A 22,751-nucleotide genomic window follows, 5' to 3' on the forward strand; every position below is an offset into this window, starting at 1 on the left:
TTCTTTGCCTATGCTACATTATGCTTTCGAAACTATTTACGCGACTAACTTTCTTTACGCAATACCTGAAGTGGTGGTGTGCTGATCACTTCTCTCGAATTCCACCAACCAATGGTCATGGTCATGAACGTCACGCCGACGACGATCAACAGAGACTCAAGCATGTCGTAACCAAATGTGATCTCGAAGAAGAACTTCGTCAATAGCCAGCCGCTTCCTAATGATAACACCATTCCTGTGATCGCAGAAAATAATCCCAGCCATGCGTACTCGACCAACGTGATCGCCGTGATCTGTCGTGTTCTAGCGCCTATGGTACGCAACAAAACATTCTCTTTTATACGCAAGAACTTGCTATTGATTACTGCACCAGCCAGCACAATGAGCCCTGTAACGACACTAAACAGTGCTAAGAATCTAATAACAAGCCCTAGTTTATTAAACAAGGCATTGATTGTGCCCAATATCAAACGCAAATCAACGAGAGACACGTTCGGAAACTGCGTGATCAACTGCCGTTGAAATTCATTCGCTTGTTCTTGATCATCGATGCGTGTAGCGGTAACAAAAATCTGTGGCGCATCTTCCAGCACGCCATTGGGAAAAACAAAAATAAAGTTCGGTGGATCTTTCGGCCATTCAACTTTACGGATACCGTTGATAAATGCTTTCATCGGTATACCTTGTACATCGAATACCAGAGAATCTCCAACGGTTATATCCAAGTTCTCCTCCATACCTTCTGATATCGTTACCCAGACTGAATCGGGGCCTGATTTCTTTTGTTGAATCTCCCCTTTTATCAGCTTCTCTGCAGATTTGTGTAAGGTGTCGCGATAAGTTACACGGTATTCACGCGACAAAGCCCAATTGGGAATACTATCTGTTGTATCGGCTTGCAGCACGGATACGGGCTTTCCATTTACTTCGCTCAGGCGGCAAGTTACGATTGGAACTACCTGATTTACTTTCAACTTATTATCTTTCATCAATCGAACGACGCCATCCTTTTGTTCACGTTGTATGTCAAACAAAATGGTATTCGATTGATTTTCTTGCCCGGCGAATTCTACTTGTCCTAATAAACTCTTTTCGATGACGTTGAGTGTAGATATGATAAATGCGCCGAGCCCAATCGTCACCATCAAAACCCGAGTTTGATTGTTCGGACGGAATAGTCCCGAGAGTGAATGCCGCATTACGAAGCTGGCACCATGTGGAAAAAACTTCCGAACAAGGTATAACAGACCAGAAGCAACAAGCATCAACCCGCCTAATGCAGCTGCCAGGCCAAGGAAAAAGAAAATCCCCATCCAAATACTTTTGGTTTGATAAGCTGCAAATAGCAAGGGGAACAACGCGATCAGTACAATTGCCGTGATTTTCGTTTTAGAGTGTGGCGCCCTGCTTTGTTGTTCCGATCGCAACACCGTAAGCGGTGCAACATTGCGAACAGAGGCAAGCGGTAAGATCGAAAACAACACCGAAACAATTGTGCCCAACACCAACCCTAGGGCTACTGCCGTCCATGGAATGACCGTGCCCATCTTGAATGGTATAAGATCTTTTAGCAGCACCGGAATCAATTGTTGGATGCCTAGCCCAACGAACGAGCCAATGACACTTCCGATAATTCCCAACAAAAAGATCTGAATAAAAAAAATATTAAAGGCTTGCCATCCTGTGGAGCCAACACAACGCAGCACCGCTACTTCCTCACGCTTTTCACGGGCATAAATATGAACGGAGCTTGCCACGCCAATACAACCGAGAATCAACGCGATGAATGCCAATAACGAGAAGAATTTATAAACTGATTTAAATCCTTCACCAAGTCCCTCCTTCCTGCTCTCTACCGTCTCATAGCCGTACCCACTTTTTCTAATCGCTGCACCGAATTTATCCAGCGTCGACTTTGTCGCAGCGTCATCTGCTGTTTTAAGAAATTTCTTGTAGGAAACTCGGCTACCAAACTGAACAAGGCCTGTCGAATCCAACGCTTTCATCGGAATGTAAACCGATGGCGTAAAGGTAGTCATGATACCACCGCCGCCAGGAATTTTGGACACTGTCCCAACGACTCTAAAAGTTGACTTACCGATCTTCACTGAATCATCGGAACTTACGGCAAACTGGCTTGCTAGCGTTTCATCCAACATCACCGTATTCGAATCCGCTTGAAGTAATTGATAAGCGTTGGCTGGCTTGGTTTCAATTTCTCCATAGAAGGGAAATGCCCCCTCAAGCGCCACGAGTCTGATCAACCTAGATTGATTGTTATTCAGAAATAAAATCATAGAAGCCATGTCCGCTTCTGACGCTTGAGGCAGCTTCGTTGAGTCGAGAATGGAGAGAATTTCTTTGCCGAATTTTTTATCACCATTCACCACGATGTCGGCACCCAATAACTCCTTGGCATTGGTATCAATGTCGTGCTGAAGTGTTGTATTCAACGCATCGAGAGCGACAACGGCGGCGATACCCGTGATGAGTGATGCGGTGAAAAGAAAGAGTCTGGAAAAATTATGCCGCGCATCACGCCACGCCATACGCCAAACCCAACCATCGGTGAATATATTTTTCGCTGCGCGTTTCACCTTGATTACATAGTCAAGCATAGCCTAATGATTTTTAGCGAGTGTGAGGGAATTCGACCGATCTTCAATGAGCCGACCACCTTTCATGCGTAAGATGCGGGAGGTTTTCTCAGCCAATTCCAAATTATGCGTCACCAATACCAAGGTTGTGTGTTGTTCTATATTCATACCAAACAAAAGATCTGTCACGTGATGAGCGTTCTCTTCATCGAGATTGCCCGTTGGTTCGTCGGCAAAAAGAATTTTCGGGTCAGTCATAAAAGCTCGGGCAATAGCAACACGTTGTTGTTCACCGCCAGAAAGCTGTGATGGATAATGATTCATTCGAGCACTTAATCCAACGCGCACCAATAAATCTTTAGCTTTACCTTGCACATTTCTTTCGCCACGAAGCTCGAGCGGTACCATTACATTTTCAATGGCTGTCAACGTTGATAGCAACTGAAAATTCTGAAACACAAAACCTACATATTGATTACGAATGTATGCACGATCGTCTTCAGACATCTTATTGAGTTTAAACCCCATTAACGATACAAGACCAGAAGACGGTGTATCCAGGCCGGCGCACAAACCGAGTAACGTAGTTTTTCCGCTCCCCGACGGTCCGATGATGGCAATCGAATTTCCTTGTTCAACTGTAAAAGAGACATCGTCTAAAACCGTTAAAGAGGAGTCAGCGGTACGATAAGTCTTCGTTAAGTTTTCTGTTTGGAGTACTATTGTTGACATGATTTTTGTATAGCCTTTTGATGAAGGTAAGCGTTATTATCCTAAAATTGTTTCAGATTAATGGTGCAACGGTTCACGAATTATGAGTATGGTCGCAAATAAGTTCTTGTTTATTGTATTGGCGGTGCTTTTTCAAGCATCAAACACGCAGAAAGTGATTCTGTTTTACGGTGATAGCTTAACCGCCGGCATGGGCGTTTCTAGCGATGAAGCCTTTCCTGCGTTGGTCGGCAAAAAATTGAATGCCTCTGGTAAGCCTGTAAAAATTATTAACGCGGGCTTGAGTGGCGAAACATCGGCAGGCGGATTATCACGACTTGATTGGGTACTCCGTCAGCCCATCGACGTATTTGTACTCGAACTCGGTCCAAACGATGGACTACGCGGATTACCGCTTGCACAGACAAAAAAGAATCTGCAGGCCATCATCGATAAAGTAAAAACGAAGTATCCGAAAGTAAAAATTGTCGTTGCCGGCATGATGGTACCACCTAACATGGGCCCGGATTATACAGCAGAATTCAAGACGATGTATCCTGAGATTGCCAAGAAAAATAATGCTGCGTTAATTCCGTTCTTACTCCAGAATGTGGCTGGGCATGAAAAACTCAATCAAGATGACGGTATACATCCCAATACTGAGGGCCATAAGATTGTAGCGCAAACTGTTTACAATACGATCGCTCCCCTCCTATAAAAACATCACTATCAAAGATGTAATGACGTTAGTGATGCGGAGCAATCAAATGCTCCGCGTTCAAGAATGTGTTATTCAAATCGCAACGATTCAATCGGATCCAAGCGCGACGCTTTTTGTGCGGGATACCAACCGGACATCAGGCCAACGATGATGCAGACTACGAATCCGAAGATCACCCAGACCCACGGTACAAAAAATGCTTTGCTCCCCAGTACGCCGCCAAAGAGATTACCTACTATTATTCCGAGAATAATCCCAGCCAATCCACCGAGTAAACATACCACGATCGCTTCAATAATAAACTGTTGTCGAATAAGGCTGGGTGTAGCGCCCAATGCTTTCCGAACACCAATTTCGCGCGTACGCTCTGTTACGGAAACGAGCATGATATTCATCAGCGCGATGGCAGCTCCCAACAACGTAACGAACCCTATTCCAAATCCGCCGGCTTGAAAATACCCGGCGATCTCCGCTGTCCTTTCTTTCAATGCTTCACTGCTTTCCAGCTCAAACGAATTCTCGCGTCCGGCTTCATCACGTCGAATGGCGCGCATGATGCCCGTGGCTTCTCCCATTGCATGCTCAAGTTGTGATGCATCTTGAATACTTACCGTAATGGTGTAGTCTAAAGCATTACCATGTGCCATCTGATTTGCCAGCTTAATAGGAATGTAAATCATATTATCGAAGTTATCTTCAAACGATTCTCCCTTTTCCTGCAATACACCGATCACTTTCATTTGTACACCAGAGACAGAAATCTTCGTGTTGAGCGCAAGGTCTTTCGATCCGCTGTAGAGATTCTTAAATACCGCGTGACCGATGATAACCACAGGCTTACCACTCTCAATTTCCATTGAAGAAAAATTTCTACCCGCTTCAATCGTTAGATTCTTAATACCAAGGTACCCTTCATTCACGCCGAATGCGGATACGTTTGGATTGGTTTTTTTACTCAAATACTTCACTTCAGCGATCTGTGTAAGATTCGCCGATAAGCTGATCGTCGACGTTACATTGAACTGGTTCATAAAACGCGACATCTCAGAAAGTTTCAATCGTGCGTAAGTTTTTTCTGTCACCCCTTGCTGTCTTGAACCTCTGTTTTCTTTTGAACGAATGTCGAATGTGTTCGATCCTAATGCCGACAACCCATCACTAACAGATTTTTGCGCAGCATCCACAGCCGTTAACACACTGATTAATGCCGTGATCCCGATGGTCACAATTAATGCAGTGATAATCGATCGAAGCAAGTTGGCTTGTACCGAACGTAGGCCTTCACGTAGATTTTCAATGACATTCATCCCTATAAAATTAATTTTGTCTCTATACGTTGATAAAACATACCAAAATGTTACAGGAAGGTATGATTTTTTTACCTCTAGAGGTTAATTTGGCGAAATTCATTCCAAATTAATCGCTTGTTGCGGGATTGAGTGGTAAATTTATACTGGCCAACGGTACGTGTACGATGATGAGAAGTGCGATTTTAATCCTCCTGCTTACGGTTTGCAGGGTTGCTTATAGCAATTCCATATTCATTCCCATGGATGAAAAGCAAACGAATCACCTTAAAGCTTATGGTATTGCTTATTGGATCTTGAAAAGCGAGACCGAAGTTGATTGGTTGTTGAATTATCGTGGCGGATCTTTCATGTGCCAATATCATCCTGTCATCCAAAACGAGTTAGTCGTGCGCGGTGTAAGCTTTGAGATTCTTTCCGACGCGCAAGCCAATAAAATCATTACGGAAATTGCGAGTCCTGCTGTCAATTACGACATCATGAAATTGGAGAAGTATCCGCGCATCGCCGTATATTCGCCAAAGACTAAGCAACCTTGGGACGACGCCGTAACACTCGTTCTCACGTACGCCGAAATCCCTTACGATGTTATCTTCGATGACGAGGTCATGAATGGTTCGCTTCCGAAATATGATTGGATACATCTTCACCACGAAGATTTTACTGGACAATACGGAAAGTTCTATGGACAATTCAGTAATAATCCATGGTATATCGATCAGCAAAAAGAAGCTGAAGATCTTGCCCGTAAACACGGCTTTCACAAAGTATCACAACTGAAATTGGCCGTCGTAAAAAAAATAAAAGAGTTTGTCGCTGGCGGAGGTTTTCTATTCGCGATGTGTTCTGCAACCGATACCTACGACATTGCTCTTGCTGCTGAAGGCGTTGATATCTGCGAACGCATGTATGATGGTGATGGTTCTGATCCACAAGCTCAGCAAAAATTACATTTTGATAACACACTTGCCTTTACAGACTTTCGACTCGTGCGTGATCCATATCAATACGAGTTTTCTGATATCGACAATCAACCTGCCGAACGCGGACTTCGCCAGGATAATGACTACTTCTCCATCTTCGAATTCTCTGCAAAGTGGGATCCAATTCCAACGATGCTAACACAAAATCATACACGGGTGATCCAAGGATTCTTCGGTCAAACAACCGGATTCAAAAAGCAACTGATCAAACCCGACGTGGTGATTATGGGAGAAAACAAAGACATCAAGGAGGCAAAATATCTCCATGGAATCTTCGGCAAGGGTTTTTACACGTATTATGGGGGACACGATCCTGAGGATTATCAACATCAAGTTGGCGAAGAACCTACGGATCTTAATCAACATCCGAACTCTCCCGGGTATCGATTGATTCTAAACAACATCCTCTTCCCTGCCGCAAAAAAGAAAAAGCAGAAGACCTAGATCGCCATTTATACGCTAATGCATTCTATCTTGTCGTGCGTCGAGCGTTTTCATAATGTCGGCTTCGGCTTCCAAAAATTCGCGCCATCGGTTCATTACTGTTTCTTCGGATTCGTATTCTTTCGCCAATTGTAGGAAGTTCTTGTAGTGACCAGCTTCAGATATCATCAGCTCATAATAGAACTTTGCCAAACCAGGATCACCGATATTCTTCCATAACAATCTGAAACGCTCGCAACTTCTGGCTTCGATAAGTGCATTCAACAATAATTTTTCTAGCAATTGTTGATCGCGACTTCCTCCTTTTTTCACGATTTGATCGAGCTTACCCACGTACTCATCTTTCCGTTGACGAAGTAGCGGAAGGTTTCTTTTCCTCAGTTCTTCAATTACGCGTTCGAAGTGACTCCATTCTTCGGCAACCACCGGCGTCAATACTTCTACTAAACGCTCTCTTTCAGGATAGAGTACGATTAGAGAAATGCACGACGACGCGGCTTTTTGTTCGCAATACGCATGATCGACAAGTATCTCGTGGATATTTTTTTCGGCGATGTTGACCCAACGCGGATCGGTTGGCAATTCAAGTCCTAATGTGAACTTATCTTTCGCATCCATGGCATAACAATTTCAACTGCAAGGTAGAATTTTTCCATTTCAGGTTCATTGTCCGTTCTAACTAACAAACGACGATGATAATTCACACGTTTTTATACCTTCGTCATTGAAATTTCAATTCGACATGCCGACCATTCAACAAAACATCGACCTTTTGCCTTACAACACATTTAAGATACAGGCTTCTGCAAAGCACTTTACTGAAATCCGTAGTGAGCGCGAAGCCATCGACCTCTTTACTTCCGAGATTTTCAACACAGAAAAGCATTTATTTCTGGGTGGTGGCAGTAACATCCTGCTCACAAAAGATTTCGATGGTATTGTGGTCCGAAATGCGATTAAGGGCGTGTCGGTTGTAAGTGAAAATGAAAGCAACATCACACTGAAGGTCGGTGCGGGAGAAAATTGGCATGACTTCGTGTGCTACTGTGTAGATAAAAATTATGGAGGAATCGAAAATCTTTCGTTAATACCCGGTACAGTTGGTGCGGCGCCTATGCAAAACATCGGCGCTTATGGCGTTGAGATCAAAGAATCTATCGATTATGTAGAAGCAATCCAGATTAACACAGGTAAGAAAGTAATTTTCAGCAAAGAACAGTGTGAGTTCGGATATCGTGAAAGCATTTTCAAACAGAAAGTACGTGATCAATACTTTATCTCAAGTGTCACTTTAACGTTGACAAAAGACAATCATCATCATTTTAACATTACTTACGGTGCCATTGCTGATACACTGACATCGCAAGGACATGATTTAAAAGCGTTGACGGTAAAAAAAATCAGTGATGCCGTGATCGCGATTCGTCAGAGCAAATTACCGGATCCAAAAGTGATTGGTAATGCCGGAAGCTTCTTCAAAAATCCATCCGTGAGTGAAGATATTTTCGTTTTGATCAAACAATCTTACGTGAATGTACCGAGTTTCCCTGGGGAAAATGGACTGATTAAGATTCCTGGAGGGTGGTTGATCGAGCAAAGCGGATGGAAAGGAAAAACATTCGACAACATTGGTGTTCATAAGCAACAAGCACTGGTGTTGGTAAATTATGGCGGTGGTAATGGAGAGAAAATATGGGAACTCGCGATGGAGATTCAAAAAAGTGTTCGTGAAAAATTCAACATCATCTTACATCCTGAAGTAAATGTGATTTGATGTTCATCAGTGATGACGCATCACATCATCGTTGATCAATTGATAAATCTATTCACGTCGATTACTTGCAAAAAAATCTCGCTCTGAAAAATTTTTCTCAAAAAATTTTTGCGAATAAAAAATTTGTTATAACTTTTCGTATCGTTTAACAAAAAAATAAAAACGCTATGGCAAAAACAGCGAAGAAAGCGGCTAAGAAGTCTGCAAAAAAGACTGCTAAGAAAGCTGCTAAGAAGAAGAAGTAATTTAGGTTAACTCCTAAAACTCTTTGCGAAGGGAAGTAAATTGGATTTACTTCCCTTTCGTTTTTTATAACAATATGTTTTCACTCTTCGTCTCTACTTCACCGTTACTGAACGCATTGTAAACGACTCATACATCTTATAGACGTTGATACCAATTACATCAACGTTGATGTTCACTCACTATCCATTTACGTTCGATGTTACTGAAATGCGTATGGATGCCGTCAGTATGTTAAACTTTTGCTTGAAGTAGCTTTCTTTTCACTCGGTTGCGTAAAATTTCTAAATGACATGTTTGTCTGCGTGACATTATGGGACTAACTTTCTCATCATAAATCATAAAACCCGTTCTCTTATGGCAAAAACAACCGCTAAAACTGCTAGCAAGACTGCTACGAAGTCAGCATCCGCGAAAACGAAGTCGACGACCACGAGTGTTTCAATTGAAAATGTGAGTGAAGAGGTGCTATCGAAGTTACAAATACTGGGCATCGAACAGCAACTTCAGGCCGATCTAGAATGGTGCTTGGGAAGTTATCGTGCGGACCAGAATCCATCGGGACTTTATGAGATGGTTGACCGCGCGCTCATTGTTTTCAATGCAGAAAAAGAAAAGAAAACGAAAGGCGTTACAACGAAGTTGATCACTGAAATTGAAAAAGCGTTAAAGACTCGCTAATCGCCTAAAAGTTATCCACATTTTATATCAGGTGGGTACCACTATCAAGGTTGCCTTGATACTTTTCTGTACTTACCCCGAATTTCAACAGGAACTCCACACCTTCATCGGACGCAATACCTTTATAGGCAGCATACGAGTTAAGATAGATTACGCGTTGAATACCCATCGAGTAAATGATACGTGCACATGCTAGGCACGGCGATAGTGTAACGTACAACGTCGCTCCTTCCACCGAGGAGTGGTTCTTCACTGCGTATAAGATTGCATTCTGCTCTGCGTGAATAGCCAAAGAACACCCTCCTTTCGAGTCACGCGGACACCCAACTTCTGGATACTCTTCGTCACAGTTGTGTGTTCCCGACGGTGGCCCATTATATCCAATGGAGATAATACGCGTATCCTTTGTTAGCACTGCACCAACATGACGTTTAATACAATGAGAACGCTTCGCTAGGTTCACTGCTAGCTCCATATAGATATCGTCAAAGGCCGGTCGTGTCATAATCGACGTAAATATAATACCTAACCGACAATCGTACATCCGATGATGGATTCATCGCCTTGCAAAAACTATTCTTTGATTATCTTTAGCCAAAACACAACGAAATCCACGTGCTATCTCGACTTTTCTTTATCATGATGATTACCGCGTTCGCCAGTATTCGTGCAAACGCTCAGGAGGTATCGGCAATTCGTCCGAGCCCGCTAGCAATTGCGTCAATGAAATACAAAGATGCATACGTTAAAATTGTATACAGTCAGCCGCGCAAAAAGGGAAGATCCGTGTTTGGCGGCTTAGTGCCTTATGGCAAGGTGTGGAGAACTGGCGCGAACGAAGCGACGGAAATTACAATAACAAAAGACATTACCGTTAACAGCATTCTGTTAAGAGCCGGAAACTATTCACTCTTTACTATTCCGAACAAAGAAAAATGGACCGTCATTATTAATTCAGAACTCGGCCTGTGGGGTGCGTACAATTACAATCAAAAACTTGATGTAATACGATTCGATGTACCGGTTCAAAAAACGACGAACACATCCGAAGCTTTTTCAATTATATGCGAGGCAAAAAATAATGTGGCCGACATTTTGATATCATGGGACGATGTGCAGCTATCAATCCCTGTAAAGTTCCTAAATTAGACACATGAAAAGCTTTATCCTCACACTTTCACTCATTGTTACGCTCGCTTTTCAGGTGTCGGCACAGAAAGACACCACAGAACTCGACCGTCGAAATGGATTCAAAGACATTAAACTCGGCATGGTCGTTGATTCATTGAAAGGGATCAAGTTCAAAAAAGATTTCAAAGAAAAGGACGAATTTCCTGCAAAGCTATATTCTGTTGACCATCCGAACTACCAAAAAATTGGTGAAGTCGACATCAAGGGTATAGAAGTGAAAGCGTATAAATCGCTGATCTATGAAATTAGTATCGTGGTCAATAAGGATACACGCCTAATGAAGGCATTAGAAAGCATCTATGGTAAATCGGAGTATGACATCAAAAATCAAATCTATTTTTGGAAGACCGATAATTTGCTTCTCCGATTCCGGGCACACGGGAAAAATCATCTTGAATTATTCTACCATTCGTTCATTATCACCAAGATGATGAAAGCTGATAAGGACCAAAAGGTAGATGACATTGCCAACGACTTCTAATTTAAACTCAATACATAATAATATCGAACGCATGACGAACTCTTGCAGACTCCCCTTACTCTTCGGCGTGATGATGAGCGCCACTGTTGGTTTCGCACAAAACACGAAGAAAAATCCTGAGTCAACCGAAATATGGGAACCTCAACCGCGTGTAATTACTTCCGGTGCCAAGCCCGGCGATGCACCGTCGGACGCGCAGATTTTATTCGATGGTAAAAATTTAGATCAATGGGTAACTCTCGATGGAACCCCTCCGATCTGGAAAGTTCAAGATGGCGCTTTTACTGTGGCCCCTAATGGTAAAGACATTAAGACGAAGAAAGAGTTTGGTGACTTTCAACTACATGTTGAATGGAGAAGTCCAGCACAAGTTGACACAACAAAAAAAGGTCAGCAACGCGGGAACAGTGGAATATTTTTACAGGGTCGCTACGAAATCCAAGTCCTAGACAATTACGGAAATAAAACATACGGCAATGGTCAGGCTAGTTCCGTTTATAAACAGCACATCCCATTGGTTAACGCTTGTCGCAAGCCTGGCGAATGGCAGAACTATGATATCTTTTTCACTGCGCCACGATTCAATTCCGAAGGACGTGTCGTTATCCCGGCCTATGTAACCGTTATTCACAATGGCGTGATCACCCTTAACCACGTTGCCATTTGGGGACCGACAGAATACATTGGATTGCCGGTCTATAAATCCTACGATAAAGGGCCAATCGTTCTACAAGATCATGGTAACCCCGTAAGCTTTAGAAACATTTGGATACGAGAAATTTAGCTAACACTACACGCCTGACTGACCGAAAATAGTCGGGCGTTTTTATTTCCATGAAATCAACCTAATCGCATTGCATATGAAATACATCGCTTCAATATTCATGATGATCTTGATCTGTCAATGTAAACCGGCAGAGAAAACCTCGGCAAGCACAGCAAGTCTTGAAAACACATACTGGAAGTTATCAGAAATGAATGGCATCCCCGTGTCGACACCAGAAAATCAGCGCGAGGTTCATTTCGTTCTAACGAAAGACGGAAGTGAATTGCGCGTGAAGGGATTTGCCGGATGTAATACCATGGGCGGAAGTTATACCGTTAATAATAACACGATAAAATTCTCCACATTTTCAACAAAGATGATGTGCTCCGAAAGAATGGACATCGAAACATTCATGTTCAGTACGCTGAACGACGCCGACAACTTCAAGATAAAAGGTGAAACACTTGAGCTGTATCAGGGAAACACTTTCCTCGCAAAGTTTGAATCGGTTTATTTCAAATAGGCTTCTTGTATAGCGACAACCGATTACGATTATACCACCTCACATAGAAGAAGAGGCTAACCAGAAAAATACACAGTGCGATGAACTGTGAATGAGAAACGTATTGGTCGATAACAAAGCCACGCCCAACGTCGCCACGCCAATACTCCAAGACGAATCTCCCGACAGCATACAACATTAGGTAACTAAGAAAAAGTTGTCCATAAAACACGCGATATTTTCGTATTACAAAGATCACGACCAACACAATAACAATAAACATAGATTCATACAATTGGCTCGGATGCAATGAGACGCCTTTGGGATTCGCCTGACAGGCAGGATCCGTAAACACGACACCCCATGGCATTGAGGTTGGACTACCATGACAACATCCAGCCATAAAACATCCTAGTCGACCAAAGATATGGACCAAGCAAGTTGTTACAGCCATGACATCTAACATCGCATAAATAGGAATAGACTGACGCTTGAAATATATGATCATGGTGGGCACAGCAAAAATAAACGAGCCATAGAACACGAACCCATTTCCTGTGAATAGCTTACTCGGTTTTGCGAGGTAAAAAGACGGATCTTCAAAAAACAAAAACACTTTGCCTCCCACGAAAGCCGCGACAAAAATGAGCAAGAAAAGCGAGTTCACTTGGTCGAACTTCAAGCCAAGTTCGCGCTTTCCCTGCCAGGCCATATAAAGAATTCCCAGTAGCGCGCCAATCGCTATAAAAAATCCATAGCTATAGATCTTTAGTCCAGCGACGTCAAACAATACAGGATTCATATAGGGGTTCGTAAATGAATGGCTATCCTTTATAAGACACGCGATAAATCACGTTAGCTTGGTCATCAGAAATTAGCATGGATCCATCCGGCAACAACAATACATCGACCGGTCTTCCCCATGATTTCTGCGTTGCGTCATCAAGCCACCCCTCGATAAATTTTTCATGACCGCTCACTTTGTTGTTGGCCACTTTTACAAGCGTGACGTTATAACCGATTTTCTTAGATCTATTCCAAGAACCATGTTCCGCGACAAAGACTTGATTCTTATATTGTGTGGGGAATTGTTTTCCTGTATAGAATTTCAAACCAAGGGGTGCTACGTGAGGACCTAATTTATCGACTGGAGACACAAACTCATTGCATGCGCGCTTGCTACCAAACTCGGGATCTTTGATCGCGCCCTCGTGACAATAAGGATATCCAAAATGCTGACCTTTCTTCGATGCTACATTGAGTTCGCACGATGGAGTATCGTCGCCAAGCATGTCGCGTCCATTGTCTGTGAACCAAAGTTCTTTTGTTTCAGGATGCCACGTAAATCCTACCGTATTACGAACGCCATGAACAAACACTTCGCGTCCACTGCCATCTGCATTAACACGCGTGATGCTCGCAAAAATTTCATCTTTTGATTCACAGATATTACAAGGTGCACCTACAGGAACATAAAGTTTTCCATCCGGTCCGAACGCAATATACTTCCAGCCATGGTGACCTTCGGTGGGATACTCATCGTTAATGACAACCGGTTTAGGTGGTGCCGCAAGATTGGATTCAATTTTGGGGAGCTTCGTTATTTTGTTGATCTCCGCTATGTAAAGATCGCCGTCTTTAAAAGCGACACCATTCGGTGAGTTTAGTCCAGAAGCAACAATCCATTTTTTATCTGCTTTGAAATCACCGTCTGTATCTTTTACTGCGTAAACTTTGTCCTTATCACGGTTTCCCACATACAATACCCCCGACGGACTTAAGGCCATAGACCTAGCATCCTGCACTTCGGCGTAAACTTCAATCTTAAAGCCCGCAGGAAGTTTCAATTTCTCCAGTGGCAACTTCTTACTTTCCTGAGTTAAGGCTGGAAAACTATTGTCGGAGGATTTTTGCTCTGCCGATTGATTCCCGTTCGCGCAAGACAGCGCCATGATTATTATTGCCGTGTAGGCGGTATAGGTCGATTTCATAGTAACGCAATTTTATCGTCGAAAATTAGTTCTTTTTCCCGCTCGCCACATATGATTTACGTGAAAGGCGGGCATGAAAGATTGTCGCCAAATATTTGAAATGATTTCCACTAAATACTGACTATTTTTGCGGCTATGATCTCGATTACGAACCTTTCTTATTTCATTGGAGGAAGAGCACTCTACGAAAACGCGAATATGTTTATTAAGCCAAAAGACAAAATCGGCTTAATTGGCTTGAATGGGCGCGGAAAATCTACGCTTCTAAAACTTATCCATGGCGAATATGCAGCCGATACCGGTGCTATCAGCAAAGCCAACGACTGTACTATTGGTTTTCTTAATCAAGATCTACTATCCTATCAATCAGACGACGCCATCGTTACCGTTGCCATGGGCGCGTTTAAAGATGCTGTAGACACACAGCGAGAGATTGAGAAAATTCTTCATCGACTAGAAACCGAGTATTCCGATGAACTGGTTGATAAGCTTTCTAAGCTTCAAGAAAAATTCGATCATCTCGATGGCTATAGTATGCAGGCAAAGGCTGAAGAGATTCTTGAAGGTATAGGCTTTTCAACGGCAGATCTTCACCGTCCACTTCGACAATTTTCTGGAGGATGGCGAATGCGCGTGATGCTATCAAAACTTCTACTCGAAAAGCCATCGCTACTGATGCTTGATGAGCCTACCAACCACCTTGACCTTCCTTCAATCGAGTGGGTAGAAAACTATCTCCGAAATTATGAGGGGGCAGTAATCGTCGTATCACACGATAGAACGTTTCTTGATAATGTTTCAACCAAAACCGTTGAGGTTACGCAAGGGCAACTTGTGTCTTACGAAGGAAACTATTCATTTTACCTTGAAGAAAAGGAACTGCGACAAGAGATCCAGCAAAATGCATTTGAGAATCAGCAACAGAAGATAAAACAGACAGAACGGTTTATTGAGCGGTTCAAAGCGAAAGCCACAAAAGCAAAACAAGTCCAATCGCGTGTGAAAGCCCTGGAACGCATGGATAAGATTGAAGAAGTTGTTGACGATTCAGCCGCTGTGAACTTTCGTTTTAAGTTCAATCAACAACCAGGACGTTTCATTGTCGATTTAAAACATGTCTCCAAATCTTATGGAACGCTCGACATTTTGCGAGATACCAGCATTTCGATTGAGCGCGGTGACAAGATTGCGTTGATCGGCGCGAACGGTAAAGGTAAATCTACCTTGCTCCGGATTCTTGCGGGTGAAGAGCCCGTAGATGGAGACAGAACAATTGGTTACAATGTTATTAAAGCCTTCTACGCGCAGCACCAGTTGGAATCACTTCGTGTTGACAATGAAATATTAGAGGAGCTCTTGCAAGCAGGATCTGGCAAAACTGAGCAAGAACTTCGAAACGTATTGGGATGTTTCTTATTCTCGGATGAAGATGTCTATAAAAAAATCAAGGTATTATCCGGTGGAGAGAAATCGAGAGTGGCGTTGGCTAAGACATTGATCTCAGAAGCAAACTTCTTATTGCTCGACGAGCCCACCAACCACCTTGACTTTATTTCAGAAAACATTTTGATTCAAGCACTGCAACAATACTTGGGAAGCTTTGTAGTCGTTTCTCACAATCGTCACTTCGTGAGTCAAATTGCGAATAAGATATGGTACATCGAGGATAAACAAATCAAAGAGTACCCAGGGTCATTCGATGAATATGAATACTGGCGAAAAAAGAATGAAGCGAGTGTTGCGAAGGTCGAGCCGCCAAAACCAAAGAAAGTTGTTGAGGAAAAGATAACACTGCCCCAAAAAACGCCGTCGGATCAAGCGCGACTAAAGACACTTAATAAAGAGTTAAGCAAACTCGAAGCAGACATTGCACAGCTTGAATCGAAAAAGGTGACATTGGAAAATGAGATGGCATCGCCAGAAGTTTTCAATGATTTTAATAAACTGAATGGTATTCAGGTTACGTTCAACGAAACCGTGAAAAACTTGGAATCTCTAACCGAGAAGTGGGAAGAAACCGCGATGGCAATTGAAGCCATTGAAAAGAAATAGGATACTAATTTTTAGAACATCAGAGTTTGCCATTTCCGGGGCCAGAGCCTTCCCCGGAAAATGGCGTACTCTTATATAAGATGCCTCCTTAAAAGGCTACACCTTCACTTGAAACGCGCTCGCAATCTAGCGACGCTTGATAGGCCGGAACAATCCCTTTCTTTGTTTGGACGTTTTTCGTACATCCTTCAAGTAAAACACTAACACCTAAAAGCACGGTTAAAAACAACAACGCGAAAAGCGATGCATGAATCCTGCGCTGCAACCTAACATCTATTGTCTCCATCATTGCCTGTTAGACATTACTTACCCGTGAAAGGTTGGAACGCTAGCGAAAAATATATCTAAACTTTACGCCGACATCGAAAGTAAGCGGGCTAGCCTCTATTCCTATTTCAGATTTATAAATTGAATTCAGAGGATAACGTATTCCCGGATTGAGCGCCAGTCGATAATGATCTCCCAAACGGTAACTAAACTCTGTTCCAAAGAGTCCACTAAAGTTAACTGTCCGGTAGGGTGATGCATCACCACTCCCTTGCGTTGATTCTTCGATACCATCTCCATTCGCCGACAATGTGTTCTGGAGAAATAAATCAGTCGAAACACCAGCATTAACTTGTACTCCAATTTTTTTATTGACTACCAAGTAGCCTGCTTGAACGGGTACGCTGATAAATTCGAGGCTGCTGGTGATTCCATAGGTCGCAGTCGGAACATATTTCGCATTGGCTACGCTTTTATTCTCTGCACTAAACATTTGATCCAGTTGTTGAACGGTGGCCACAGTAAATGAACTATTGTCCGCTGCCCCTATCACACCACTTGCCGTATAATCGGACGATTGGCTCATATAATTTACGCCCCCTTGAACAACCCATCGCTCGGCGATCTTCGTCCCCAGACTTAAACCAACTGTGTACGCGGTTCCATTTGCTTTCGCTTGTTGATCAGCAATGGAATTCATCGCAAAATTCTTGTTCTCTGAAGTCGATACCCGACCATTTGGTGTATTAAAGTTACCGGCAGCTATCGCGACAGAGGTCCATAACGTCTCAGAGCCTTTATCAGACTTTTTATTGTTCTTTTGTTTAGCATTCAACTCCTGCTGTCGATCATTTAAGGCAGCCATCATTAACTGAAAGGGGTCTGCCGTTGACTTACGCGGATCAACAAAAATTACTTTCTTGTCTTTCACTAACTCAGGAAGTCGATCATGTTCAATACTCACATATTCATCGCGTCCTGCAACTAAAGCAGAATTGTTGTCTGTACTGCTTGCATTGCCTTGCTCGCCACGCGACGTCGCTGGTCTAAGTTTACGATCATCAGAATTCACATACCCCTCGCGTGAACCGTCATTGACTGCTATTGCGTTATTCTTATCGACATTCGTTGCATCTCCATTACTCAATTGATCCACCGTGGCCCTTAACGCATTAGGTCTTAACTTACGATCATCTTCAGCCACACGTTCCTCTTGTAGTTGACGATTGTACGCGATCGATTCACGTGTATCACCTGAATTTGTGGTCAATTGATTTTTCTTGGATCCAGATACCGCGTTAGGGTTAAGGTTACGTCCATTGTCGACCAGGGCTTCTTGATTTGAATTGTCAATTGCAGGTGTTTTTCCAGTTCCATCCACAGATGACGCTACTGACTGGCCATTGCGAACGTCATTATCCTTTTCGTTTGAACCTGACGCTAATTTGCTTGCCTGACTAACACGATCATTCTTACTTCCGAGTTTAGGATCATTCGATGTAGCAATTTGTGCCACCTCACTCCTTGCGGATTTTTCACTAGATTTTTGAACTGCCGCAGTAAGATCAGGCGCGTTCGTTGATTTGCTGAAAGCCTCGTCATCCGCTGTCGCATCAAGCTCGCTTTCCACTAAAAGTTCTGCACTATTAACTAATGGATCCTGCGTTGCTAATGCAGTATCACGAAGCGTATTCGTCTGAGATTCCGATGAAGAAGATGGTTGTACATTTCCGTTTTTACTTCCAGCAGTTGACTGATTCGTTTTATTCTCTGCGGCAATTACAGTGGGACGCTCTGATCCAATGATGCCGTAATAACTCATCCCCACAGCTGCCATTGCAAACGCTATTGACGCAGCCGCTAACAATTTGTAAAAGAGAATCCGGCGTTTCATTTTATCACCAGACGCCTTCTCAAGATCAAGCTCTACGTTAGTCCACACACTATCAGAAGGTGTAAACTCCGCTCCTTGAAATGCATCCTTAAACGAATCCTCAAATTTTCGCCTCTCCATATCGTTCATAATACTTTGATTCCTTTAATAACTTCTGTTGCAGCAAGCTTTTCGCACGCGCAAACTGCGACTTCGATGTTCCTTCTGAAATACCAAGTTGCTCGGCAATTTCTTTATGACTGAACCCTTCAATTGCAAAAAGATTGAATACGATTTGACACCCATGAGGTAGCGATTGAATCATCTGCAATAATTGCGTGAAGTGTAATCCCGAAACACTCATCTCCTCTTCTGGCAAATTGATTTCTTCAACATCCACCATCGGATACAGGTAGAGTTTCTTTCGCTGAACATTAAGGGCCGTGTTGACCATAATGCGCGTAATCCAGGTTTCGAGTTTAGATTCTTGGCGGAAGTTCTTTAAGCCGTTAAAGACTTTCACAAATCCCTCTTGCAGGATATCTTCAGCTTCAGCAGTAGATTTAGAATAGCGCAGACATACCGCCAGCATTTTGCGGCAATACTGATCATACAAAGCTTTTTGAAAAGCCCTGTTCTCCTTTTTACATCCTTCTATAAGCTCGTTTTCGCTGAGCATGTATCCGATTATCGGCCGTTTTGCATGTTAGACACCATTTATGTAGCCTAAGTTGGAATTACATTATATTTAACCCCGACTTTTTGCGTTGGCTAAAGATCAAAACAAACATTCCCTTAATTGAATTCCGAAATGAAATTTAACTACCTGGTTGTCATCATCTTGCTATCATTAAACGCATGCACACCAGTATCCCAAAGTTCTAGTAAATCTGCAAGCATTCCTAAAACATTAACGTATACCGATCGCCAGTACGAACTTCGGATAAAAACCGTCTTACTTCACCCTAACAAGGCGCCACTCCTCCCCGCGGTAACTGAGATTGGAAACTGGAGTCTCGTCCTTGAGTTTGATGACCTAGTGGAAGCTACCGAAACCTACAACGCGCGCATTGTTCATTGCAATCATGATTGGACGCCCTCGTCTTTACAGAATCTCGATTACTTGACCAGTTTCAATGAGTACCCAATTAACAATTACGAGTTTTCTGTTGATACACATATTCCATACGTGCACTATTGGCTTAATCTGCCCCCCGTTAAACTACCGGGTAATTATGTCGTCGTTGTATACCGCGGAAGTGATAAGGATGATATCGTGTTGAGTCGTCGCTTCATGGTATTCGATCAATCTATCTCCGTGATGACCGAGCAAAATCTTTTGGGTGCTGGAAGAATTTCAAGTTTAAATCAACAACTCAACTTTAAAATCAGCTATAAGAATTTGGACATTCTGAATCCCATGATGGATGTACATGTCAACGTACGGCAGAATCAACGATGGGATAATATCGCCATGAATATCAAACCTACTTTCATTCGTGAAATCGATAAAGAGATTGATTATCGATACTTCGATGAAGGCCAGATGTTTAAGGGAGGAAATGAGTTTCGCTTTTTCGATCTGCGCTCGCTGAACTACCCGGGAAGAAATGTCGCGAGTATTGACAAAAAGGTCGCCCCGTTTCATGCGTTTATCGAAACCGACAAGTCGAGACGTGGCCAATCTTATGCGCAGTACGACGATCTCGATGGTCTTTTCAGGTTAGATAATTATGACACCCGCGGGATGTCTTATGCTAACTATGTAATGGTTAACTTCTCTTTATCGACGCCAAAATTAAATGGTGAAGTTTACGTTGCGGGTGCTTTCAATAATTGGGCGCTGAACAAAATTAACCGAATGAGTTATGACTCAGTCCGCAGCAAATACAGTGCTGACATATTACTGAAGCAAGGATGGTACGATTATGAGTACTATGTAAAAGCGCAGAACATGGAACCCCATTACTTCGAAGGAAGTCACTTTGAAACTGAAAACTATTATGAAGTCTTCGTCTACTACCGGGCAATTAAGCCACAAGCTGATCTACTGGTAGGTTACTTGACGCTGGCAAAAAATCCGCGCTAAGCGTAATCCATTTCTTGTTGCGTGGCACGTTGAATGGAATCATTGTTTGCTATATCCAGCATACCGAAACCTTTATGGGTAAAGTGCCCGAGGCCGTGTTCGTAAACATATTGCTGAACTTCTCTTGCCGCATAGAGGGTAAACGGAAAAGTATAGCCACGCACTTCAAATTTCACGTCACTATCGAATAGCGGATAGATCCGCGCGAATTTTTTATGCGATGCTTGGATTCGTTGAATGTATTCGCTATCGGGAACAATCTGAAATTTATAAAATGAAGTCAATTGCTCGGCGGTGTATTTACCGCTAGCTTCCATCCTGCTGATTGTCGAATCATAAAGGAGATCAGAGAACTCGTCGGTTTCTGGAGAGACAAATTTCTTCCCTGTTTCATCATTGAATGTTGCCGGTATCACCACGATGGGAGAAATACAAAGAAAGCGTGACTCGTCTGTGATTTTGATTGGTTCTTCTTGTTCCACCGACTCTGGCACGAGGTGCAAGTTTCCGACGATAACCTCTTTTTGCTCGAATAAGCGGGCAACGAAATAATCCATAAACGCCTTATCAGAACAAGCGAATACCAAAGTGACTTTAGATGAAAAATAATGCAAGCCTTTCCTACTTACTTTCGTTTGCCCCTTCAGGCCCGAGAAGTTGTACTGATTAAAATCTACATATGACTTTTCTTGCCCAAATATGAGAAGCCCTTTGATCACTTGTGCCAGTAAATACTGATGATGGAATGGAACATAAGCCCCCCTGTTCCTTAGCGAAAAGATAATCCTGGTTCTCAAAACCCAAAAAATTTAAGTTAGGGTTAAAAAAGTTCAAAGCGAAAAGCCCGCTTAACCCTGAATGTGAGCGGTTTATAAAACTAAGAAAAAATCAGAAAGCTTCTATCTATTTGTAAGGAATCTTTAAACATTGAAACGAAAATGCATGATATCCCCATCAGCCACAACATACTCCTTTCCTTCGACTGACATTTTACCTGCTTCTTTACATGCAACTTCAGTCTTATAATGTTGATAATCAGACAACTTAATGACCTCCGCACGAATGAATCCCTTTTCGAAATCGGTGTGAATAACGCCTGCCGCCTGAGGTGCTTTCCAACCTCTTTTGATGGTCCAAGCGCGCACTTCCTTTTCACCTGCTGTGAAGTATGTGATCAAGTCAAGCAATTGATAAGACGCACGTAAAAGCTTGTTCAATCCTGACTCAGTAAGACCATATTCTTGAAGAAAAACCTCTCTATCTTCAAGGCTTTCCAACTCGGCGATTTGTGATTCGATCGCAGCACTGATGACAACCACTTCAGCGTTTTCATCTTTCACAGCTTCCTTCAATTGATCTACATACTTATTACCGGTGTGAATGGATCCTTCATCAACATTGGTCACGTAGATAACAGGCTTCACGGTCAACAGCTGTAGATCAGCAATAGCTTTCTTATCTTCTTCATCCATTTGAACACTTCGTGCATTCTTTCCTGACAACAAAGCATCTTTATAGGTTTGAAGCACAGACAATTCCTTTTTCAATTTGGCATCACCTGCTTTTGCTGCTTTTTCAACTTTAGCAATTTTCTTATCAACAGACTCCAAGTCTTTCAATTGAAGTTCAGTATCGATAATCTCTTTATCGGCAACTGGATTAACACGACCGTCGACGTGGACGATGTTGTCGTTATCAAAGCATCTTACCACGTGAACGATGGCATCCACCTGTCTAATATTTCCTAGAAATTGATTACCCAGTCCTTCACCTTTACTTGCACCTTTTACCAGTCCAGCGATATCAACAAACTCGATGGAGGTCGGTACTACTTTTTGCGGGTTCACTAACCCTTCGAGGATTTTGAGACGCGGATCAGGAACAGAGATTACGCCAACGTTGGGTTCAATAGTACAGAAGGGAAAATTGGCAGCCTCTGCCTTGTTATTTGAGATAGCATTAAACAGCGTTGACTTACCCACATTCGGCAATCCAACAATTCCACATTGAAGTCCCATACGATTAGCTTTTAAGGCCGCAAATATAACCTTCCAAAGCATTTGCCCGAACATCGGACG

Annotated in this window: 21 protein-coding genes; 10 read left to right on the forward strand and 11 right to left on the reverse strand. The window is 42.8% G+C overall.

From position 1 onward, the window contains the following. Nucleotides 1-44: 44 nt before the first annotated feature. Together DQQ10_RS18275 and DQQ10_RS18280 are read right to left on the reverse strand one after the other, a co-directional pair. Nucleotides 45-2,618, reverse strand: coding sequence for an ABC transporter permease (locus DQQ10_RS18275; RefSeq protein WP_112748337.1), 2,574 nt, complete (start codon nt 2,616-2,618; stop codon nt 45-47). Nucleotides 2,619-2,621: 3 nt separating this feature from the next. After that, on the reverse strand, nt 2,622-3,329 hold the full coding sequence (locus tag DQQ10_RS18280; RefSeq protein ID WP_112748338.1) for an ABC transporter ATP-binding protein: 708 nt from the start codon (nt 3,327-3,329) through the stop codon (nt 2,622-2,624). Nucleotides 3,330-3,411: 82 nt separating this feature from the next. Between DQQ10_RS18280 and DQQ10_RS18285 the strand changes: the two genes are divergently transcribed. Beyond that, nucleotides 3,412-4,026, forward strand: a complete 615-nt coding sequence (locus DQQ10_RS18285) for an arylesterase (protein ID WP_221409755.1) — start codon at nt 3,412-3,414, stop codon at nt 4,024-4,026. 71 nt (nt 4,027-4,097) lie between these two features. Here the strand turns inward: DQQ10_RS18285 and DQQ10_RS18290 are convergent, their stop codons facing one another. Next, entirely contained in the window at nt 4,098-5,336 is a 1,239-nt protein-coding gene (locus DQQ10_RS18290; protein ID WP_112748340.1) for an ABC transporter permease, read from the reverse strand. Nucleotides 5,337-5,506: 170 nt separating this feature from the next. Here DQQ10_RS18290 and DQQ10_RS18295 point away from each other — a divergent pair, with 170 nt between their 5' ends. Continuing rightward, on the forward strand, nt 5,507-6,763 hold the full coding sequence (locus DQQ10_RS18295; RefSeq protein ID WP_394341985.1) for an asparagine synthetase B: 1,257 nt from the start codon (nt 5,507-5,509) through the stop codon (nt 6,761-6,763). A gap of 15 nt (nt 6,764-6,778) precedes the next feature. Here DQQ10_RS18295 and miaE read toward each other — a convergent pair whose 3' ends face one another. Beyond that, nucleotides 6,779-7,381 (reverse strand): tRNA-(ms[2]io[6]A)-hydroxylase, encoded by a 603-nt coding sequence (gene miaE / locus DQQ10_RS18300; protein ID WP_112748342.1) that lies wholly within the window; start codon nt 7,379-7,381, stop codon nt 6,779-6,781. Between the two features lie 106 nt (nt 7,382-7,487). Here miaE and murB point away from each other — a divergent pair, with 106 nt between their 5' ends. Next, complete coding sequence (gene murB, locus DQQ10_RS18305; protein ID WP_317047957.1) at nt 7,488-8,537, forward strand: UDP-N-acetylmuramate dehydrogenase; 1,050 nt, start codon at nt 7,488-7,490, stop codon at nt 8,535-8,537. 600 nt (nt 8,538-9,137) lie between these two features. After that, nucleotides 9,138-9,461, forward strand: coding sequence for a hypothetical protein (locus tag DQQ10_RS18315; protein ID WP_112748344.1), 324 nt, complete (start codon nt 9,138-9,140; stop codon nt 9,459-9,461). Between the two features lie 22 nt (nt 9,462-9,483). Here DQQ10_RS18315 and DQQ10_RS18320 read toward each other — a convergent pair whose 3' ends face one another. Further along, nucleotides 9,484-9,966, reverse strand: a complete 483-nt coding sequence (locus tag DQQ10_RS18320) for a deoxycytidylate deaminase (protein ID WP_112748345.1) — start codon at nt 9,964-9,966, stop codon at nt 9,484-9,486. 110 nt (nt 9,967-10,076) lie between these two features. Between DQQ10_RS18320 and DQQ10_RS18325 the strand changes: the two genes are divergently transcribed. The 4 genes from DQQ10_RS18325 to DQQ10_RS18340 all read left to right on the forward strand — a co-directional run bounded on the left by DQQ10_RS18325 (nt 10,077) and on the right by DQQ10_RS18340 (nt 12,422). Beyond that, on the forward strand, nt 10,077-10,610 hold the full coding sequence (locus tag DQQ10_RS18325; protein ID WP_245970470.1) for a DUF2911 domain-containing protein: 534 nt from the start codon (nt 10,077-10,079) through the stop codon (nt 10,608-10,610). Nucleotides 10,611-10,614: 4 nt separating this feature from the next. Further along, nucleotides 10,615-11,133 carry a hypothetical protein gene (locus DQQ10_RS18330; RefSeq protein ID WP_112748347.1) on the forward strand — a complete coding sequence of 173 codons (519 nt, stop codon included), beginning with the start codon at nt 10,615-10,617 and terminating at the stop codon, nt 11,131-11,133. A gap of 31 nt (nt 11,134-11,164) precedes the next feature. Then, nucleotides 11,165-11,917, forward strand: coding sequence for a 3-keto-disaccharide hydrolase (locus tag DQQ10_RS18335; RefSeq protein ID WP_112748348.1), 753 nt, complete (start codon nt 11,165-11,167; stop codon nt 11,915-11,917). Between the two features lie 76 nt (nt 11,918-11,993). Further along, on the forward strand, nt 11,994-12,422 hold the full coding sequence (locus DQQ10_RS18340) for an META domain-containing protein (protein WP_112748349.1): 429 nt from the start codon (nt 11,994-11,996) through the stop codon (nt 12,420-12,422). Here the strand turns inward: DQQ10_RS18340 and lgt are convergent. Both lgt and DQQ10_RS18350 read right to left on the reverse strand, forming a co-directional pair. Beyond that, nucleotides 12,415-13,248 carry a prolipoprotein diacylglyceryl transferase gene (gene lgt, locus DQQ10_RS18345; RefSeq protein WP_317047958.1) on the reverse strand — a complete coding sequence of 278 codons (834 nt, stop codon included), beginning with the start codon at nt 13,246-13,248 and terminating at the stop codon, nt 12,415-12,417. The two genes, DQQ10_RS18340 and lgt, sit on opposite strands and share 8 nt — an antisense overlap. Continuing rightward, a complete protein-coding gene (locus DQQ10_RS18350; RefSeq protein WP_112748351.1) occupies nt 13,226-14,392 on the reverse strand; it encodes a PQQ-dependent sugar dehydrogenase in 1,167 nt (388 codons plus the stop codon). Before DQQ10_RS18350 ends, lgt begins: the two co-directional genes overlap by 23 nt. Before the next feature lie 135 nt (nt 14,393-14,527). Here DQQ10_RS18350 and DQQ10_RS18355 point away from each other — a divergent pair, with 135 nt between their 5' ends. Next, the gene (locus DQQ10_RS18355) at nt 14,528-16,444 is read left to right on the forward strand and encodes an ABC-F family ATP-binding cassette domain-containing protein (RefSeq protein WP_112748352.1); all 1,917 of its coding nucleotides are present in this window, start codon (nt 14,528-14,530) and stop codon (nt 16,442-16,444) included. Between the two features lie 328 nt (nt 16,445-16,772). Here the strand turns inward: DQQ10_RS18355 and DQQ10_RS18365 are convergent, their stop codons facing one another. Together DQQ10_RS18365 and DQQ10_RS18370 are read right to left on the reverse strand one after the other, a co-directional pair. Beyond that, complete coding sequence (locus DQQ10_RS18365) at nt 16,773-18,725, reverse strand: outer membrane beta-barrel protein (protein ID WP_165824007.1); 1,953 nt, start codon at nt 18,723-18,725, stop codon at nt 16,773-16,775. Beyond that, a complete protein-coding gene (locus DQQ10_RS18370; protein ID WP_112748355.1) occupies nt 18,706-19,263 on the reverse strand; it encodes an RNA polymerase sigma factor in 558 nt (185 codons plus the stop codon). The genes DQQ10_RS18365 and DQQ10_RS18370 overlap by 20 nt, the downstream gene beginning before the upstream one ends. 132 nt (nt 19,264-19,395) lie before the next feature. Here DQQ10_RS18370 and DQQ10_RS18375 point away from each other — a divergent pair, with 132 nt between their 5' ends. After that, nucleotides 19,396-20,673 (forward strand): type IX secretion system plug protein, encoded by a 1,278-nt coding sequence (locus DQQ10_RS18375; protein WP_112748356.1) that lies wholly within the window; start codon nt 19,396-19,398, stop codon nt 20,671-20,673. On the opposite strand, the gene cas6 is transcribed toward DQQ10_RS18375, so the two are convergent. Together cas6 and ychF are read right to left on the reverse strand one after the other, a co-directional pair. Next, entirely contained in the window at nt 20,670-21,470 is an 801-nt protein-coding gene (gene cas6, locus DQQ10_RS18380; RefSeq protein WP_112748357.1) for a CRISPR-associated endoribonuclease Cas6, read from the reverse strand. The genes DQQ10_RS18375 and cas6 overlap by 4 nt on opposite strands. 123 nt (nt 21,471-21,593) lie before the next feature. After that, entirely contained in the window at nt 21,594-22,691 is a 1,098-nt protein-coding gene (gene ychF, locus DQQ10_RS18385) for a redox-regulated ATPase YchF (protein WP_112748491.1), read from the reverse strand. Nucleotides 22,692-22,751 lie beyond the last annotated feature (60 nt).

This window comes from Pseudochryseolinea flava, assembly GCF_003286915.1.
Taxonomy (GTDB): Bacteria; Bacteroidota; Bacteroidia; order Cytophagales; family Cyclobacteriaceae; genus Ohtaekwangia; species Ohtaekwangia flava.